This is a genomic window from Plantactinospora sp. CA-290183 (assembly GCF_050936375.1).
GTDB lineage: Bacteria > Actinomycetota > Actinomycetes > Mycobacteriales > Micromonosporaceae > Plantactinospora.
Map to the genome: position 1 here is coordinate 50854 of NZ_JBNJMX010000004.1, position 17706 is coordinate 68559.

General features: G+C 73.9%; 18 protein-coding genes and 1 pseudogene. 11 read left to right on the forward strand and 8 right to left on the reverse strand.

The genetic code is table 11. From position 1 onward, the window contains the following. The first annotated feature begins 114 nt into the window (after positions 1-114). Together ACQEUR_RS11020 and ACQEUR_RS11025 are read left to right on the forward strand one after the other, a co-directional pair. Positions 115-717 carry a TIGR03086 family metal-binding protein gene (locus ACQEUR_RS11020; RefSeq protein ID WP_433029103.1) on the forward strand — a complete coding sequence of 201 codons (603 nt, stop codon included), beginning with the start codon at positions 115-117 and terminating at the stop codon, positions 715-717. Between the two features lie 110 nt (positions 718-827). Next, complete coding sequence (locus tag ACQEUR_RS11025; protein WP_433029105.1) at positions 828-1178, forward strand: hypothetical protein; 351 nt, start codon at positions 828-830, stop codon at positions 1176-1178. Between the two features lie 10 nt (positions 1179-1188). Here the strand turns inward: ACQEUR_RS11025 and ACQEUR_RS11030 are convergent, their stop codons facing one another. Continuing rightward, entirely contained in the window at positions 1189-1992 is an 804-nt protein-coding gene (locus ACQEUR_RS11030) for a hypothetical protein (RefSeq protein WP_433029107.1), read from the reverse strand. A gap of 96 nt (positions 1993-2088) precedes the next feature. Between ACQEUR_RS11030 and ACQEUR_RS11035 the strand changes: the two genes are divergently transcribed. Next, complete coding sequence (locus ACQEUR_RS11035) at positions 2089-2553, forward strand: hypothetical protein (protein WP_433029109.1); 465 nt, start codon at positions 2089-2091, stop codon at positions 2551-2553. Positions 2554-2616: 63 nt separating this feature from the next. Here the strand turns inward: ACQEUR_RS11035 and ACQEUR_RS11040 are convergent, their stop codons facing one another. Then, positions 2617-5016: a serine/threonine-protein kinase gene (locus ACQEUR_RS11040; protein WP_433029111.1), complete on the reverse strand. Its 2400-nt coding sequence runs from the start codon at positions 5014-5016 to the stop codon at positions 2617-2619. A 245-nt stretch (positions 5017-5261) separates the two neighbouring features. Between ACQEUR_RS11040 and ACQEUR_RS11045 the strand changes: the two genes are divergently transcribed. The 4 genes from ACQEUR_RS11045 to ACQEUR_RS11060 all read left to right on the forward strand — a co-directional run bounded on the left by ACQEUR_RS11045 (position 5262) and on the right by ACQEUR_RS11060 (position 7932). Beyond that, on the forward strand, positions 5262-6134 hold the full coding sequence (locus ACQEUR_RS11045; protein WP_433029113.1) for an LLM class F420-dependent oxidoreductase: 873 nt from the start codon (positions 5262-5264) through the stop codon (positions 6132-6134). 227 nt (positions 6135-6361) lie between these two features. Beyond that, complete coding sequence (locus ACQEUR_RS11050; protein WP_433029115.1) at positions 6362-6748, forward strand: hypothetical protein; 387 nt, start codon at positions 6362-6364, stop codon at positions 6746-6748. A 32-nt stretch (positions 6749-6780) separates the two neighbouring features. Continuing rightward, positions 6781-7212, forward strand: coding sequence for a phage holin family protein (locus tag ACQEUR_RS11055; protein ID WP_433029117.1), 432 nt, complete (start codon positions 6781-6783; stop codon positions 7210-7212). 81 nt (positions 7213-7293) lie between these two features. Next, positions 7294-7932: a DUF3618 domain-containing protein gene (locus ACQEUR_RS11060; RefSeq protein ID WP_433029119.1), complete on the forward strand. Its 639-nt coding sequence runs from the start codon at positions 7294-7296 to the stop codon at positions 7930-7932. Between the two features lie 49 nt (positions 7933-7981). Here the strand turns inward: ACQEUR_RS11060 and ACQEUR_RS11065 are convergent, their stop codons facing one another. Then, the gene (locus tag ACQEUR_RS11065) at positions 7982-8644 is read right to left on the reverse strand and encodes a TetR/AcrR family transcriptional regulator C-terminal ligand-binding domain-containing protein (protein WP_433029121.1); all 663 of its coding nucleotides are present in this window, start codon (positions 8642-8644) and stop codon (positions 7982-7984) included. 185 nt (positions 8645-8829) lie between these two features. On the opposite strand from ACQEUR_RS11065, the gene ACQEUR_RS11070 reads away from it, so the two are divergent. The 3 genes from ACQEUR_RS11070 (at position 8830) to ACQEUR_RS11080 (ending at position 11980) form a co-directional block, all read left to right on the forward strand. Further along, positions 8830-10239: a DUF418 domain-containing protein gene (locus ACQEUR_RS11070; RefSeq protein ID WP_433029123.1), complete on the forward strand. Its 1410-nt coding sequence runs from the start codon at positions 8830-8832 to the stop codon at positions 10237-10239. Positions 10240-10256: 17 nt separating this feature from the next. Next, the gene (locus ACQEUR_RS11075; RefSeq protein ID WP_433029125.1) at positions 10257-10751 is read left to right on the forward strand and encodes a nucleoside-diphosphate kinase; all 495 of its coding nucleotides are present in this window, start codon (positions 10257-10259) and stop codon (positions 10749-10751) included. 269 nt (positions 10752-11020) lie between these two features. Then, positions 11021-11980, forward strand: coding sequence for an oxidoreductase (locus ACQEUR_RS11080; RefSeq protein WP_433029127.1), 960 nt, complete (start codon positions 11021-11023; stop codon positions 11978-11980). A gap of 56 nt (positions 11981-12036) precedes the next feature. On the opposite strand, the gene ACQEUR_RS11085 is transcribed toward ACQEUR_RS11080, so the two are convergent. From ACQEUR_RS11085 to ACQEUR_RS11095, 3 genes and pseudogenes are all read right to left on the reverse strand, one after another. Further along, entirely contained in the window at positions 12037-12654 is a 618-nt protein-coding gene (locus ACQEUR_RS11085; protein WP_433029129.1) for a GTP-binding protein, read from the reverse strand. Next, positions 12635-13021 carry a DUF742 domain-containing protein gene (locus tag ACQEUR_RS11090; protein WP_433029131.1) on the reverse strand — a complete coding sequence of 129 codons (387 nt, stop codon included), beginning with the start codon at positions 13019-13021 and terminating at the stop codon, positions 12635-12637. The genes ACQEUR_RS11085 and ACQEUR_RS11090 overlap by 20 nt, the downstream gene beginning before the upstream one ends. Before the next feature lie 6 nt (positions 13022-13027). Beyond that, positions 13028-13357: pseudogene (locus tag ACQEUR_RS11095) on the reverse strand (roadblock/LC7 domain-containing protein); the annotation flags it as partial. A 399-nt stretch (positions 13358-13756) separates the two neighbouring features. Between ACQEUR_RS11095 and ACQEUR_RS11100 the strand changes: the two are divergent. Then, entirely contained in the window at positions 13757-14443 is a 687-nt protein-coding gene (locus ACQEUR_RS11100) for a GNAT family N-acetyltransferase (protein WP_433029517.1), read from the forward strand. Between the two features lie 119 nt (positions 14444-14562). Here ACQEUR_RS11100 and ACQEUR_RS11105 read toward each other — a convergent pair whose 3' ends face one another. Next, positions 14563-15651: a pectate lyase family protein gene (locus tag ACQEUR_RS11105; RefSeq protein WP_433029133.1), complete on the reverse strand. Its 1089-nt coding sequence runs from the start codon at positions 15649-15651 to the stop codon at positions 14563-14565. Between the two features lie 579 nt (positions 15652-16230). After that, a complete protein-coding gene (locus ACQEUR_RS11110) occupies positions 16231-17682 on the reverse strand; it encodes a glycoside hydrolase family 3 N-terminal domain-containing protein (RefSeq protein WP_433029135.1) in 1452 nt (483 codons plus the stop codon). Between the last annotated feature and the right edge of the window lie 24 nt (positions 17683-17706).

A 17706-nucleotide genomic window follows, 5' to 3' on the forward strand; every position in this document is an offset into this window, starting at 1 on the left:
GATGGCCGATTCCGGCCGGGGTCCGATCGGCCGACCGCACGGCTTCGCCGCCCTCATCCTGTCGGTCCCGGCGCATAGCCTCCGGGACGGACACCGACGCGGAGGAGTCAGACGATGGAGAACACGACGACGGAGAGCACGACGATGCCGGCCTTCGCGCCGGCGTCCCGGGCGCTGCGGACGCTGCTGCCCGGGGTGCGGGACGAACACCTGACCCGGCCGACCCCGTGCGAACGGTGGACGGTCCGGGATCTGTTGGTTCATCTGCTGGGGCTGACGACCGCGTTCCGGGTCGGCGCCGAGAAGGGGCCGGATCCGGCGGCGGCCGGTCCGGGTGACCCCGCCACCCTCGACCTCGACCCCGACTGGCGGGCGCAACTGCCGGTACGGCTGGACGCCCTGGTGGCCGCGTGGCGGGAGCCGGCCGCCTGGGCGGGCGAGACCGCGGTCGGTGGGGTGACGCTGCCGGCCGAGGTCATCGGCCTGTTCGGCCTCAACGAGCTGGTCGTGCACGGCTGGGATCTCGCCCGCGCGACCGGGCAGCCGTACGACCTCGACACCCGGACGGTCGAGGCGGTGCACGGGCTGGTGGTCCAGCAGGCGAGCAGCGAGGGCACTCCCGGTCTCTTCGGACCGTCGATCCCGCTGCCGGCCGGCGCGGCGACGCTGGACCGGCTGGTGGGGCTGACCGGCCGCGATCCCGCCTGGCAGTCGTGACCACCGAGCCGCCGGTGTCGGCTAGCTGACAGTCGGTTCCGCAGCCATTCCGGACCTTCCCGGCGTCTACCGGCCAGAGGGCCGGCGGCGTCGGCGACCGGGACAACATCGTGGGGGTACCGGCAAACTACTTCTCCGTCTCGGCCACCGCCGCCCACCCGGAGGTGGCGGTCGACTTCCTGCTCACGACGCTGGCCTCCGGGCCGTACCTGGACGAGCTGGCCGAGCGCGGCGAGGTGCCCGGGGTACGGGACGCGGAGTCCCGGCTGGCCGGCACGCCGGACGCGGAGTTCGGCACCTTCGTCTACCGGCTCGCCACCCGGGCGCCCTCCTTCACCCTGGTCTGGGACCAGGCGTTGAGCCCCACCGTCGGCGCGGAACTCAACGCCAATCTCCGCCGGCTCTTCGAGGGGCAGATCAGCCCGGAGCAGTTCGTGGCGGTGATGGCCGGAGCGCGGTGAACCGCCGCCCTCAGCGTCCCGGGGGCTCGTCGAGGGGTTCCGGCGGCTCGTCGAGGAGGTCGAGGTCGCGCGGTACGAGCGTGGTGGAGAGCACCAGCTCACGGAGCAGGTTGTCGTTCAGCGCGTTGCCCACCGGCTCGTTGACCTCCTCCCGGACCAGGCCGTGCACCCCACCGGCGGAGAGCCGGGACCGCACGTCGGCGACCAGGTGCTCCACCCGCTTCACCGTCCAGTTCGCCGCCGGTCGCAGCTCGGCCAGCTGCTCGGCCACCTGCTGCCGGGAGAGCGGCTGCGGGTGCGCCTCGTGCAGCAGGTAGCGCTGACCGAGGACCACCAGGGCCAGCCGTTCGTCCGGGCTGAGTCGCCACGTCCTCGGTGGTTCGGTCACGTCACCGGGGCGCAGTGCCGGGCGGCCGCCGTCCGGCCCGGCGACGTACACCTCCAGCAGGTGCTCCCGGTGCCGCGAGCCGCGTACGAAGACCGGGGTGTATCCGGGCTGCAACGGGATGGGCTCGTCGTTGCTGAACAGCCATCGGGAGCTGGGCAGCCGGATCGGGGACCGGCCGGTGTTGCTGATCCACCAGAACCCCTGCCGGTGGCGCAGCACGCCCTGCTGCCGGCTCACCCGGATGTCGTCCACGCCGACGCAGACGTCCACGTCCGGCAGGTTCCGGCCGAACCGCACCGTCCGCCCGTCCTGCGGTCGTACCGTGACGCCGCCGGTGACCGCGAGCACGAAGATGGTCCCGGGCGGGGCGGACGGCACTCCCGAGGCCAGGGTGCGTTGGTGCTTCGGGAGCTGCTCGTGGGCCACGTCGCCTCCCCTGGATCCGTGCCGGGACCGGTCCCGGCCCCGGCGGGATACCGTCACTCCGGACGACGCCATGCTATCGATCCGATGGAGACCCTCATGAACGCACGCGCTGTCCGGGTCGTCGGTCCCGTCCTGCTCGCCGCGCTCCTCGCCGGCTGTGCGGGCAACGGGGCGGGAGCGCCGGAGGCCGGTGACGGCTCCGCGCCCACCGCCTCGTCGTCCGTCACCCCGCCCGGCACGCCGTCGCCGTCCGCCGGTACGCCCTCGGCGCCGTCCTTCGAGCCGAACATCCTGCTCTTCTCGGCCACCGGTACGGCCCGGCTGCAGAGCGTCACCTACGAGGTGCAGGGGCGGACCGTGCGGGAGACCTCGGCGAAACTGCCGTGGCGGAAGACCATCGAGCTGCCCTCCGGCACCCCGCAGGAGTGGAGCCTGGTCATCAAGCACCGCAGCGGCGGACTGAAGGTCGTGGTCAGCGTCAACGGCCGGGTCGTCACCCAGGGCGGGGGCGGCGGGACCGGCACCGGTACGGCGAGCTTCTCCGGCCGGATCGCCGCCTGACCCGTCGGCGGGGCCGGCGCGGGCCGGCGCGGGCCGGCGGTGGAGCGGGCCGGGGACAGGCGCTCAGAGCGGGCCGGCGTCGTGCCGCCACCAGTCGAGCAGGACCTCCGGATCCGAGCCCTGGAACGCGAACACCTGGATCGCCCGCCGCTCGTCGGTCCAGACGAGGTAGTAGCCGGCCCCGTCGGAGCGGTGGCAGAGCAGGCGTCCGGTCGACCCGCCGCGCGCATACGGTTGCTCGCCCCGGAACCCGGGCGCGTCCGGGGTGCAGTCCGGCCACTCGGGCACCGCGCCCGCCTGGTAGTTCGCCCGCATGGCGGCGGCGTCCGGGAACTGGTAGTAGAAGACGATGCGGGCGCCCCCGGTCGGGCCGCACACGACGCCGACCACCTCGGTGTCGCCCGGCACGTTGTTGCGGACCTGCTCGGTCGGCGGGCGCAGGCAGTTGCTCCGCGAGGCCGCCGGCACCCGGTCCAGCAGCGCCCGCTCCGCCGCCGTGGGGAACGGCGGATCCGCCTGCGCGTTGACCGCGGCTAGCACGGTCTCCAGCGGTGGCCCGCGCCGCGCCGACCACCAGGCCGGCAGGTCCTCCGCGTCGGTGCCGACGGCGCGGCCGAGCACCAGCAGCGGCTCGACGCTCCACTCCAGCACCAGCGTGCTCTGCGGCCCGGGATGGCAGAGCAGACCGCCCAGCTCGATGCTGCGCACGTCGTACCGGCGGTTGCCGCGGAAACCCTCCGCCTCGCCGTCCGCGCAGTACTTCCCGGTCGGTACGGCGGCGGCATCCGCCCGGGCGTCGAAGGTGCGCTGGAGTTCGCCGAGGTTCGCGTACCGGTAGTAGGAGACGGTCCGGGCGCCGTGGTATCTCGGGGTGCACTCCACCGCGGCCAGCAGCGCGCCGAACCCGTCCAGGCTGCCCGCGGGCGGGCGCCGGCAGTCGCCCTCGGCGACCAGCTCCATCAGCGCCTTCTCGTCGGCGGTGGGGAAGGGCAGGGCGGAGCCCGTCCAGCCGGCCCAGGCCCGGTAGACCGCCGCACCGTCCATCGCGGACTCGACCCGGGTCACGGTCCGGGCGGCGTCATGGGTCCAGATCAGCGTCGTCGGGCCGTCCCGGCTGAAACAGAGCACCCGCCCCTTCGGCGTACCCGCGCTCGGGTAGCGGTGTTCGGCACCGACCGCCGCCGCGCAGTCGCCGGTGCCGGGGGCGATCCCGGACTCCCGTACCGCCTGCTGGTACTCCCGGTCGACGCCGGCCCGGTCCGCGAAGACCCGTACCCGGGCCTCGTAGTCGCCGTCGCGGCAGAGCAGGCTCGCGATCGCGCCACCGCCCGTACCGTCGACCTCGCGGCAGCCGGCCCGCAGCGGCGCCGGCACCGCCGCGCGGACGTCCGGACCGGGCGTGCCGGCGTTGCGCGCGACGACCAGGGCCGCGCCGGTGACCGTGCCGGCGACGAGGAGCAGCGCGGTGACCAGCGTCACCGTCCGGTGCCGCCGCGCCAGCGCGCTGCCCGCGCCCGCCAGGCGGCGCCACCGGCCACCACCGGGCGGCGCCGCCGGTACGGGCACGGAAGCTCGGCCGGCCGCCGCCGCCACCGGTCCGGTGGGTACGGGCGCGGCCGTCGCGGCGGCGAGTTCGGCGATCAGCGTGGTGCAGTCCGGGTGCCGGTCCTCCGGGCTCTTCGCCAGGGCCCGGGCGAGGACCGTGTCGACGGCGGCCGGCAACCCGGGCCGCAGCCCGGTCGCCGGGGGAGGCGGGTCCTGCGCGTGCGCCCAGAGTACGGAGAGCGGATCGGCCCGGACGAACGGCTTCTGCCCGGTCAGGCACTCGTACGCCACACAGCCCAGCGCGTAGACGTCCGCCCGGTGGTCCACCCGGCTGTTCCGGATCTGCTCCGGCGCGATGTACGCGGGCGTGCCGATGACCTCGCCGTCCGGGGTCAGGGTCTGCGTCGCCCCGTCCCGGGCGATGCCGAAGTCGGTGAGGTAGACCTGGCCGGTCCGCCGGTCCACCAGCACGTTGCCCGGCTTGACGTCCCGGTGCACCAGCCCCGCCTCGTGTGCCACGTCGAGTGCCGCGGCGACCTGCCGGAGGATCGCGATCGCCCGCCCGACGTCGAGCGGACCCTCGTCCAGCAGGATCCTGCGCAGGTCCGAGCCCTCCACGTAGCGCATGGTCAGGTAGCAGAGGTCGGCCGACTCGCCGGCGGTGTAGACCGGGATGACGTTCGGGTGGTCGAGCCGGGCGACCATCTCGGTCTCCCGCCGGAACCGTGCCCGGAAGCCCGGTTGCCGGGCCAGCTCCGGGCCGAGGATCTTCAGCGCGACCCGGCGGCCGAGGGCGATCTCCTCGGCGAGGTAGACCGAGCTCATCGCGGTCTGCGACAACTGCCGGACGAGCCGGTAGCCGGGCAGCTGCCGGATGAGCTCGGGCCGCGCCGGAAACGGCTCGGATGTGGTGTCCAAGACCCTCCCCGCCTGCCCGCGCCCGGCCGGGCCCTCTCACCGGCCACCGCCTGAACCGTAGCGAGTCAGCCCGATGTCCGCACGCACGGGGGGCCTCGTCCGGCTCGGGCGCGTCGGCCGTGCGGGGCGGTCGGGACGGTGTCGGCGGGAGCGGCCGAGATTTCCGGCCCGCGCCGCTAGGGTGACGTCAGAGGCGCCCGGATCAGTTCGGCCGGGCCGGGCCGGGGAGGAGCGCACCGCGAGTCATGGAACTTGGTCTGCAGATTCCCAACTTCACCTGGTCGAACGGGCCCGCCGGGCTCGGTGCCGACCTCGCCGCGGTAGCGCGTACGGCCGACCAGGCGGGGTTCGGCTACCTCGCGGTGATGGACCACTTCTTCCAGATCCAGACGGTCGGTCCTGCCGAGGCGGAGATGCTGGAGGCGTACACCACGCTGGGCTTCCTCGCCGCGCACACCGAGCGCGCCAAGCTGTTCACCCTGATCACCGGAGCGCACCACCGGCAACCCGGCCTGCTGGTGAAGGCCGTGACGACGCTGGACGTGCTCTCCGGCGGCCGGGCGCTGCTCGGCATCGGGGCCGGATGGAACGAGGAGGAGTCACGGGGGCTCGGTTTCCCGTTCCCGCCGGTCGCCGAACGCTTCGAGATCCTCGAAGAGACGCTGCGGTACGTACACCAGATGTGGTCGGACGATGACGGCGCCTTCTCCGGTCGGCACATCCGGGCGGACCGGCTGCTGAACTCCCCGCAGCCGCTGACCAGGCCCCGCCCGCCGATCATGGTCGGTGGAGGCGGCGAGAAGAAGACGCTGCGGCTCGTCGCGACGTACGCCGACGCCTGCAACCTGTTCAACATCCCGGAGCTGGCGCACAAGCTCGACGTACTGCGGCGGCACTGCGAGAGCGTGGGCCGCGACTACGACGAGATCACCAAGACCGTCTACCAGTCGCTCGACATCGGTGAGGACGGGGAGAGGACCGGCGAGCTGATCGACGAACTGCGCCGGCTGCACGGGCTCGGCTTCGACATGGCGATCGGCCAACTGCCGCAGGCGCCCCGGCTGGACCTGCTGGAGCGGATCGGCACCGAGGTCATCCCGGTCGTCAGGGCGTTCTGACCCACCCAGGCCCGGGCCCAGCAGCGCGGCGGCGCCAGCGCCGGCCCCGATCAGGCCCTCGCCCCCGGCAGAGTTCCCCGGCCGGCCCGGCGTGCCCGGAACAGCCCCCGCTCGCGCCGTTCGGCCCCCGGTCCACCCGTTCCGACGAACCTGGCCGCCCCGAGGCGTAACCGTGGGCAGAACGGGGACACGGCCGGCGAGTACCGGCGTGACGAGGAGGGAACGGGATGTCTGCTGCTGACCAACCCGCGGGGGCGATGTCCGGCTCGCGGGCCGGCGCGGCACCGGCCCGTACGTCGGCCAAGACGAGCGCGGCGGCCACCTTCGCCCTGGTCTTCGGCGTCGCCGCGTTGTTCAGCGTACTGACGGCGATCCTGGCGTCCATCGGACTGGTGCTCGGGATCATCGGCATCATCCTCGGCGTCGTCGCGTTCAAGATGACCCGGCGCCCGGGGGTGACGGGCCGGGGCGTGGCCACCGGCGGCCTGGTGCTCAGCATCCTGGCGGTGCTGCTCGCGGTGGCGTTCGCGATCGGACTCACCACATTCCTGAACAACGAGGGTGCGGCGGACCGGTTGGAGCGGCAGGTCGGTGATCTGCGGGACCAGCTCTGACCAGCCAGGTGCGAGAACGAGGGAGCGGAGCCATGGGAGATCATCCGACCGGCAGGACCACCAGCGTGGACAACACGTCCACCGCCCAACTGGTGCAGCGGGCCACCGAGCAGATCTCCGGACTGATCCGGGACGAACTCGCGCTGGCCCGCATCGAGCTGGCCGAGAAGGGCAAGCGGGCCGGCATCGGGGCGGGTCTCTTCGGCGGCGGCGGTGCCCTGGCGTTCTACGCCGGTGGCGTGTTGGTCGCCGCGGCCGTGGTGGGGCTGAGCTACGTGATTCCGGCCGCCCTGGCGGCCCTCGTCGTGGGGGTCGTCCTGCTGGTTGTCGCCGGACTGTTCGCGCGCAGCGGGAAGAAGCAGGTGGACCGGGCGATGCCGCCGATGCCGAAGTCGACGGTGCGGAACCTGCGCGCGGACGCGGAGACCGTGCGGGGTGCGGCCCGGGACCGGGGTCGGTCCTGACGGCCGGGCACGGACGGGTGCGGGGACGTGACGACGCGGGACGGACGCGAGCGGGGGATGGGATGACGATGGGTGGCGGGCATGACGACAGGTGACGGGATGGGCGACGCGGACGCGGCCCGTGCCGAGATCGAGCGGCGGCGGGCGGAGCTGGGCGAGACGGTCCAGGCACTGACCGCCAAGGCCGACGTGAAGGCCCGGGGCCGGGAGAAGGCCGCGCAGGTCGCGGACCGGGTCCAGGAGCGGTCCGCGCAGACGACCGGCACCGTCCGGGACAAGGCCGCGCAGACGACCGGCACCGTACGGGACAAGGCCGCGCAGACGACCGGCACGGTACGGGACAAGGCCGCGCAGGCGCCCAGGACAGCGGGCCAGAAGATGATGCGGTTGCCGAAGAGGGTGGGGCAGATGGTGATGGAGAATGGCAAGTCGGCGGGGCAGAAGGGCGCCCAGGGCGCGCAGGCGATGGGTGCGTCGGCGAACCGGGCCGGTGGCAAGCTGCGGCGGAGCCCGGCCCCGTTGGCGGCGGTCGCGGTCGCGGCGGCCGTCGGGGTGGCCGTCGAACGGAGGCGCCGGAAGGCCGCCCGTTCCCGGCACTGGTCCAACCGGCTGGACGTCGACCGCCTGATCCGGATGGCCCGGCCGATCGCCCCGTGGTGGGCGACCGCGGCGAAGTCGGTGACCCGGGTCTCCCGTTCCATGCGCGGTTCCCGGGCGTGACCCGCGTCGGGGGCGGCTCCGCGCGAGGATGACCCCCCGGGCCGGGCGGTCAGGAGGGCTTCCGCGCCGAACGCTCGCCCGCCGGGTCGACCGGGTGCCGGACGGCCGGCGGGAAGCCGACGGCCGGCAGGATGGCCTGGTCGACGATGGCGGCGAGGGTGGACTCGTCCGGCAGCCGGCCCATGTCGGTGCGGTGCTTGAGCACCAGTGCCTCGCCGATGTCGGCCACCACCGGGGTCACCAGGTCGGGATCGACCAGTCCCCGGGCCGCGTAGTGTCCCAGGACGGTTCTGGTGAAGGTTCCGCCGCGGGCGTCGAAGACCCGGGCGTAGAGGGCGTCCACCAGGTCCGGGTGCCGGCGCCGCTCCATCATGATCGCCATGACCGCGTAGGCCGCCGGAGTGTCCAGCCAGGCGACCATCTGCCGCAACGCGCCGAGCAGGTCGCCGCGCAGGTCGTCGGCGCCCGGTGAGGGCACCTCCTGCGGATGCGCGTCCAGGAGTGCCTCGAGCAGCAGCTCCCGCGGAGAGGTCCAGCGTCGGTAGAGCGAGGTCTTCGCGGTGGCCGCCCGCCGGGCGATGCCCTCCATGGTCAGGCCGCTGACGCCGACGTCGGCGACCTCGGCGAGTACGGCGGCGTGGATCGCCCGGACCAGGTCGTCCCCGCGCCGCCGGATCCGCCCCGGCGTGGCCCCGGGTCGCTCTTCGCCCATGCTGAATCTCCAGACCAAGATACGCTTGCGTATCTTATCTTCCTGAGCTTAGATACGCATGCGTAGCTAATCCTCGCGTATGTCTCTGGAGATTGTGCCGGCTCCCGGACCGCGGTCAGGGCCCCCGGTCGTCCGGCGGCGCGCGGGTAGCTGCGGACCATCCGCTCGAGGAACGGGGATCCGCCATGTCCACACCTCCCGACCACCCGGCAGTCGGCGCGCGCGCCGCCGGCCGCGACGGTCGCACCCGGCCGGATCCGGCCGCCGGCGCCGCTCCCGGCCCGGCCTCCACTTCCGGCCCCGGCTCGGCGCGAAGCGTCCGGTCCCTCGCCCCGGATCTGGCGCGCGGGACCATGCTGCTGCTCATCGCGCTGGCCCACGCCCACCTGCACCGGTACGGCCACCCGACCGGGTTCCGCGGCTACGCCCTCGACGGCGGGCTGGTGGACCGGTTGGTGGCGGGCCTGCAGGTGCTGCTGGTGGACGGGCGGGCCCTGCCGATGTTCGCCGCCCTCTTCGGGTACGGGCTGGTCCGCCTCGCCGACCGGCACACCGCGGCCGGGGCCGACTGGCCGCAGGTACGGGCGCTGCTCCGTCGCCGCAGCCGCTGGCTGCTCGCGTTCGGCGCCGTACACGCGCTGCTGCTCTTCTTCGGCGACATCCTGGCCACGTACGGCCTGCTCGGGTTGCTGCTGGTCGGCATGGTCCGCGCCCGGGACCGTACGGTGCTCCGGGTCGCCGCGGCCTGGACGCTGGTCTTCGCCGCGCTCGCTGTCGTGCCGGCGCTCGGCATGCTCGCGAGCGGCTCGACACCGTTGCCGACCGGCGTCGAATCCCCGCTGGCCGCGGCCGGAGCGCGGCTGCTGACCTGGCTGCTACTGGCGCCGATGCTGGCCCTGGACGTGGTCACCCCGTTCCTGCTCGGCATCTGGGCGGCCCGCCGCCGGCTGCTCGACGACCCCGGTCGACACCGGTCCCTGTTGCGCCGGGTCGCCGCGGCCGGAATCGCCCTCGCGGTCCTCGGTGGTCTTCCGCTGGCGCTGATCGACGCGCGGGTCTGGACCGACTGGGCCGGTGCCGCCGCCGTGTCGGCGTACGCGCTGCACGCCGTCACCGGGATCGGCGGTGGACTCGGCTATGCCGCGCTGGCCGGGCTGGTCGCGCACCGTCGGGCCGCCGCGCCGGGAGTCGTGGTCACGGCGCTCGCCGCCTGTGGGCAGCGCTCGCTCACCTGTTACCTCCTCCAGTCGGCGGTGTTCGTGGCGATCTTCGCTCCGTACGCCGGTGGTGCCGGCGGGCGGCTGAGCGACGCGGGCGCCTCCGCGGTGGCCGTCGGCACCTGGCTGGGCACCGTGCTGCTCGCCGAGCTGATGCGTCGGGCGGGGCGGCGCGGCCCGGCCGAGGTGCTGCTGCGGCGGCTCAGTGACCGTTCCGGGCGCTCCCGTCCCGAGCGGGCGCCCGGCGGCCGGACCGCGACGGGCGCGGAACCGGCCGACTACTATCGTGATCTCAGTGGCCTTTCGCTGGAGCCGCCGATCCGGCAGCCGGGTCCCCGGCAACCGGGCGGTCCAGCCCGTCAGGGGGCCGACCATTGATCGAGGAAGGGGCCACGGTGGCGGCCATAGAACGGACTCTTGTCCTGCTCAAGCCCGACGCGGTCGCGCGCGGGCTGACCGGACGCCTGGTTCAACGCTTCGAGGACGCCGGGCTCAAGATCGTCGGCGTCAAGATGCGGCACATGGACGCCGATTTCACCCGCCGGCACTACTTCGACCTGGAGGAGCGCTTCGGCAAGGGCGTCTACGACGCGACCGCCACGTACATGCAGCAGGGGCCGGTCGTCGCGCTGCTGCTGGAGGGCGTCGAGGCGGTGGCGAACGTCCGCCGGATGATCGGGCCGACCTTCCCGGGGCAGGCCGCGCCCGGCACCATCCGGGGCGACTACGCGCACATGTCGAAGGCGTACGCCGAGACGACGGGGAAGGCGATCGCGAACCTCGTCCACGCCTCGGGCAGCGTCGACGAGGCGAAGTACGAGTCCGAGCTCTGGTTCGGCCCGGACGAGCAGTTCGACTACCAGACCCTCGCCGAGCGTTACGTCTTCTGACGCCGCCTCTCCGTCGAACTCGACCCGGCCTCCTCCCGATCGGTGCCGGCCCGTGCGCTGGCGCGCGGGCGATGTCCGCCGTCCGCGGGGAGAGCCGGGTCGAGCCCGCTCCCGCCAGCCGCCGGACCCCCTCGGCTACCCGCCCTCGCCGGTCCGGAGCGGTACGCCTCCGCCGGCACTAGCATCGGTCCCGGGCCATCCAGCGGGTGGCCGGCGCCGTACCCGGCGGACCGGCGAGCGGCGCGGTCCCGCAGCGGAGGAGGGTGACGGTGGCTGACCGGAGCGCCGGTGCCGGGGTGTGGAGCGCGGCGCAGGTCGGGGAGCAGCGCGATCGGATCGTGCTGGTCACGGGCGCCAACTCCGGCATCGGCTTCGAGGCGGCCCGGATCCTCGCCGCCCGAGGCGCCCGGGTCGTGCTCGGCTGTCGCGACGTCGACCGGGCCGAGCGGGCGGCGGCCAGGATCGCGGCCGACGGCAGTGTCGCGCCGCCCGCCGTCCTCCGGCTGGACCTCGCCTCGTTGACCTCGGTCCGCGATGCCGCCGGACGGTTCCGGGCGGAGCATTCCCGGCTGGACCTGCTGGTCAACAACGCCGGCGTGATGTTGCCGCCGCCGGGCCGGACCGAGGACGGCTTCGAGATGCAGTTCGGCGTCAACCACCTCGGTCACTTCGCGCTCACCGGCCTGCTGCTGGACCTGATGCTCCCGGTGCCCGGCTCGCGGGTCGTGACGGTCAGCAGCGGCGCGCACCGGCTGGGCCGGATGCGCTTCGACGACCTGCACGGTGATCGCGGTCGCCGCCCCGCCCGGGCGTACGCGCAGTCCAAACTGGCCAACCTGCTCTTCACCCTCGAACTGCAACGGCGGCTGACGGCGTCCGGCGCCGGGACGGTGGCGATGGCCGCGCATCCGGGGATGACCCGCACCGACCTGGTGCGACACGTGCCGCTCCTGGCCCGGGTGACGACCGGCGCCCGGTTCTGTTGGCTGGCGGACCGGCTGCTCCAGGCACCGGCGATGGGGGCGTTGCCCACCGTACGGGCCGCGGTCGATCCCGACGCCGTGGGCGGAACCTACTACGGTCCGTCCGGCTGGTGGGAGTTGGTGGGGCACCCGGTGCCGGCCCGGGTGCATCGGCGCGCCCGCGCCGCGCGGGCGCAGCGCCGGCTCTGGCGGGAGTCGGAGCGGCTGACCGGGGTGCACTTCCCGTTGCCCGAGCCGGCCGGCTGAGCGCAGCCGACCGGCCGCGTCATGCCGGCCCGGCCGGGTCACGCCGACCGGCCGGGTCAGCCGGCGGGGTCCTCCCGCGCGGTCCGGCGGCTGGCCATCGCGTGCTCCAGGACCGCGATCAGCACCTCCTTGCCGGACTGGCGCCGGCGGGCGTCGCAGAGCATCACCGGTACGCCCGGGTCGAGACTCAGCGCCTGGGTGACCTCGTCGAGCTGGTACTCCCGGGATCCCTCGAAGCAGTTCACCGCGACGATGAACGGCGTGCCGTGCTTCTCGAAGTAGTCCACCGACGGGAAGCAGTCGGCCAGGCGCCGGGTGTCGGCGAGCACCACCGCACCGAGCGCGCCGAGCGCCAGCTCGTCCCAGACGAACCAGAACCGGTCCTGTCCGGGCGTGCCGAACAGGTAGAGCACCAGGTCGTCGTTGATGGTGATCCGACCGAAGTCCATCGCCACCGTCGTGGTGGTCTTCCCCTCCACGCCGGAGAGGTCGTCCACGCTGACGCCCTCCTCGGTGAGGAGTTCCTCGGTCCGCAGTGGGCGGGTCTCGCTGACCGCGCCGACCATTGTCGTCTTGCCGACGCCGAAACCACCGGCGATCAGGATCTTGACGGCGGTCGGCAGTCTGTCGTCCGCCGTACCGGTCTCGTGGCCGTCAGAGCGCGCGTAGCCCATTGATCACCTGTTCGAAGATGCTGTCATCGGTAAGGACGGGTGCCGGCCGGGGCTCGGCCACCCGTACGAGCTGGCGTTCGAGCAGGTCGCCGAGGAGTACCCGGACGGTGCCCAGGGGCAGGTCGAGGTGCGCCGCGAGTTCGGCCACCGAGGTCGCCCGCCGGCACAGCGCCACGATCTCCCGGTGCTCGGGGCCGAGTCCGATCTCGCCCGCGTCCACACAGCGGAGGGCGCGGACCAGCGAGATCAGGTCGAACTTCCCGGTCACCGGCCGGGCCCGGCCCCCGGTCACCGCGTACGGCCGGACCACCGGACCGGCGTGCTCGTCGATCCAGTGGCTCTCGGCGGAATCCAGGGGCTCAGCCATGGCGGATCACCGCGGCCCGGGGGGCTGGTCCGGCCCCCGCCGGTCCGAGGCCAGGTACTTGCCGGCCCGGGTGACCAGCATCGCCATCTCGTACGCGACCAGCCCGACGTCCGCGTCCTCGGAGGCGAGTACGGCCAGGCAGGCGCCGTGACCCGCCGCGCTGACGAACAGGAACGCCGAGCGCCACTCGATGATGGTCTGCTGGAGCGGCCCGCCGCCGAAGCGTTTCCCGGCACCTCGGGCCAGGCTCTGCACGCCGGAGGCGACGGCGGCCAGGTGTTCGGCGTCGTCCCGGTCCAGTTCCCGCGACGCGGCCATGAGCAGGCCAGGCGCCGAACGCCCAGAGTGCGGTCAGGGTGACGAGCAGGGCGACGAGCAGGGCGACGACCTTGGTACGCAGACTCGAACTTCGGAAGCCCATTGCACCGTCCCGGACCGGTTGGAGGCGATGTGGCGGCACTCGTGGGATCGGGCGGCATCGCTGTGTCGCTGCGTGCCCGTGCGCGATCTTTGAGTACCGGCGCACGCTAGCAGTGCCCGGTCCGCCCCTCAACCCCGCTTTTGTGTGGAGATCGACTAGTTCGCCCGCGTCACCCGGTTGACCTGGCCCTGGTGGGTACAGCGGGACCGGGACCGGGCGGCGCCGCGAATATATCGAAGTCCGTCGTAACGAGGTGCCCCGAACGGGAATATGATTCGGATGTGAGGTCTGTCCGGGCGGCGCGCAGCGGGCCGATGCTCGACAGCCGGCTCTACCACCACCTGGTGACCTGGCTCGGCCAGTGGCCGGCGGGGCAGCGGCTGCACGTCGTCAGCTCCGAGCGCCGGGTGCGACCGGGCTGGGACGGGGAGCGGCATCCGGTGGTCGGGGTCGGCAGCCGGGCCGGCGTCGTGCTCTCGGTGCCGCCGACCCACCTCGCGGCCGTACGGGCGCTGGGCGACCTCGTGGTCGACGAGGTGTTGGACGAGCTGCCCCGGGTGCTGGACCTGCCGGGCTGGTCGGGCTACCGGGCGGTCTTCCGCTACACGGTGGCCCCGACTCCCGGGCCCGACCCGGGGGAGTGGGTCGACGCGGCGGATCCGGGGCTGCCGTCGTGGCTGCGGCCGTTCGGCGGCGAGGTGCTGGTGATCCGGGACGAGGAGGGCCGGTACCTGGCCGGCGTGGGGGTCAAGCGGCACGACGGGTACGGGCACGAGCTGGCGGTCGGTACCGAACCCGCCGCCCGGGGCCGTGGTCTGGCCCGGCGACTGGTCGCGCAGGCCGCCCGGCGGGTGCTGGACGAGGGGGCGGTGCCGACCTACCTGCACGCGACGGAGAACGTCGCCTCCGCCCGGGTGGCCACCGCCGCCGGCTTCCCCGACCACGGCTGGACCCTCTACGCCCTCGCCCCACCCCCACCCGGCCCCCCAAGATCCCCGTGATCAGGGAACGGTTCCGCGTGTCGTCGGCGTGTCGTGGGTTCAACTCCCTGATCACCGGGATCTTGTGACGGCGGTGCGGCGGTGCGGCGGTGTGGCGGGTGTGGCGGGTGCGGCGGTGCTCAGGCGCAGACGCGGCCCACGCCCACCCCGTTCGGCACCGTCGTCGGCACAGTGGCCGGGTCGTCCACGGTGTACGGGTAGTACGTCCGCGGCTCGACCACCGTGCCGGCGGTCTGGGGCGTACCGGAGTTGACGTAGCGGTTGTTGCGCTCCACCACCCGGCCCGGGCCGCTCTCGTCGTACCCGACGTAGATCGGATGGGCCACGTTCTCGAAGTAGTTGCCCTCGACCAGCAGGCCGGCGTTCTCGGTGGAGGCGATCCCGTACAGGGCGTTGTTCCGGTAGTAGTTGTTGAACACGTGCACCGGGTCGGCGAAGCGCACCCGGGGGTGCCGCTGGTCGGTGCCGTCGAAGAAGTTGTGGTGGTACGTGACCCGCAGCTTGCCGACGTCGGCGGTGTACGTGTCCGAGTGGCCCACCAGCGAGGCCTTGCTGTGCTGGTGGAACCGGTTCCACGACACGGTGACGAAGTCCGACTCCCGCTTGATGTCGAGCAGCCCGTCGTACCCGTCGGAGAGGTCGTTGTGGTCGATCCAGACGTGGTGTGCCTTGTTCGTCACGCTGATCGAGTCGTCCTCGGCGCCGGTGAAGCGGATGTTCCGGATGATCACGTTGTTGCCCGGCCGGGTGGTCGAGCCGAGTTGGAGTCCGCCGCCGGTGATCTCGGCGGTGCCGCCCACGCCCAGGATGCTCTTGTTGGCGACGACGGTGACCATGTCGCCGACCTGGATCCGCCCCGCCACCCGGACTATGTACGGCCCGGCGCGTCCCACGTAGTCCTCCAGCTCGGCCGCGGTGCTGACGGTCACCGTCGGGCCGCCCGCGCCCCCGGTGGTGCCGGGCTGCCCGAGGGCGTCGACGGAGGCGAAGCCGATCGGTGCGTCGGTGCAGAGCGCGCTCGGGTCGCCCGCCGCGACGGCGGCACCGGCCGGCTCGGCCTGGGCGGCGGCCGCCGAGCCGGCGAGCGGTCCGACAAGCACGGTCAGCACCCCGGCGACGAGCGCCGCGCGGTGTCGTGCGCGGGGGTGCGCACAGCGGTCGCCCGGAGCGGGGGCGGTGCGCGAGGTGGCGGAGTGTCCAGGTGTCATCTGAGCTTCCTCACTTCTCCGGAGGGCGCCACGGGCCGGCGTCAGGGGGTGGGACCGGCCAGCAGGAAAACGCTTTCCCGCACTCCACCATACGACCATGCAAAGAAGTCCGTCAATGTGCGCGCGGCTGCCGCGAGCTGGCCGGCGGCGGGTCCGGGCTGCCCTCCGGCACATCGTGGACCGGGGAGCGCGGCCCCGCGCCGCAGTCGGCGGACCCCGTCCGGGGCGGTGCTCGCCCAGCTGCGCCGAGGACGGACGACCCCCGGCGGGCCGTGGATCCTCGGGGATCCACGGCCCGCGTCCTCTCCCAGGCCGAGGTCGGGTGCCAGGGGTGTCGGGGCGCGCCGGCCACGGCGCCTGCGGTCCAGTCGCAGGACGTGGTCGGGCGCCCGGTGCCGGCTCGATCGCCTGGCGTGCTGGTGACGCTACGTATCGGTTCTGTCGCTCACAAGGGTGCGCGTGCACCGTCTGAACTGGCCGTTCGGGCGACTTGACCCGAACGCGATCACGGTGCGCGAGGACCGCCGAGCGTGACGCGCCGAGGCTCAACCGGCCGGACCGAGCGTGACGTGCCGAGGCTCAGCCGGCCAGGCCGAGCGCCTCCGCCGCGGCCCGGCCGTTGGCGTGGCTGGCGCCGTAGGTGGTGACGAAGGCCCGTACGCCGGCCGGGCGCCACGGTGACGGCCAGCCCATCTCGACCACGGTCACCGGGTGCTCGCCGGCCAGGGACTCGACCAGTTCGGCCGCGCCGGGCAGCCGGTGCAGGTGCCGCCCGACCAGCACGATCGGCCGCCCCGCGGCCCGGGCGCGCAGCGCGCCGGCATCGGTGTCCGCCGCGACGACCCGGAGCTGTTCGGTGCCGTTGAGGTGTGGTCCCAGCCCCCACGGGACGCGTCCCTCGGCGATGGTCGACGCGGCGAGGAGCTGTACGACCAGCGGGCTTCCCAGGCCGGCGAGGACCCCCTCCACCCGTACGGCGCGGCGCGCCGCCGCGTACCCCAGATCGGTGCGGGTGTGTGCGGCCGGTGCGACGGTCCGGGTCCAGCCGGCGAGCGCGTCGGAGCGCGCGGCGGCCTCCTCGACCCGGGCCACGGCCAGGGTGCCGTCGCGCAGCGCGGCCACGATGTCGGCGACCACCCGCTCGACCAGGTCGGCGTCGACCTGGGCCCCGATGCAGAGCAGGTCCGCGCCGGCGGCCAGGGCGCGGACGGCGGCCGGGCCGATCCCGCCAGCGGCCACGGCGGCGCCCTTCATCTCCAGCGCGTCGGTCAGCACGGCGCCGGTGAAGCCGTATTCGTCGCGCAGCAGGTCGACCAGCACCGCGCGGCTGAACGTGGCCGGCGCGTCGCCGGTCAGCGCCGGCACCCGGATGTGGGCGGTCATGATCGCTCGGGCGTCCGCGCCGATCACCGCCGCGAACGGCGGCAGGTCGCGCTCGCGCAGCAGCTCGACCGGTACGTCCACGGTGGGCAGTTCGAGGTGCGAGTCGGTGACCGTGGCGCCGTGCCCCGGGAAGTGCTTGGCGCAGGCGGCCACCCCGGAGGACTGCAGCCCGGTGACGGCCGCCGCCGCGTGTGCGGCGACCCGCTGGGGACTCGCCCCGAACGCGCGGGTGCCGATGATCGGGTTGTCGTCGGCGGTGTTCACGTCCACGGTCGGCGCGAGGTTGAGATTGATGCCGACCGCGGCGAGTTCGGTGCCGATCGCGTGGTAGACCCGGTGGGTCAGCGCGGTGTCGTCCACCGCGCCGAGCGCGGCGTTGCCGGGGTAGGGGCTGCCGGTGGCGTGGGCCAGCCGGGTGACGTCCCCGCCCTCCTCGTCGATCGCGATCAGCACGTCCGGCCGGGCCTGGCGCAGTGCGGCGGTGGCGGCGGCCACCTGGTCCGGATGCTCGACGTTGTGACCGAACAGGGTCTGCCCGGCGAGCCCCTCGGCGACCAGGTCGAGCGCCCAGGCCGGCGGGACGGTCCCCGGGAAGGCGGCGAGCAGCGTACGCAGCGCCAGCCGGCGCAGTCCTGGATCGGTCGGCACGATCTCCCCCTTCGGCCTCTTGCC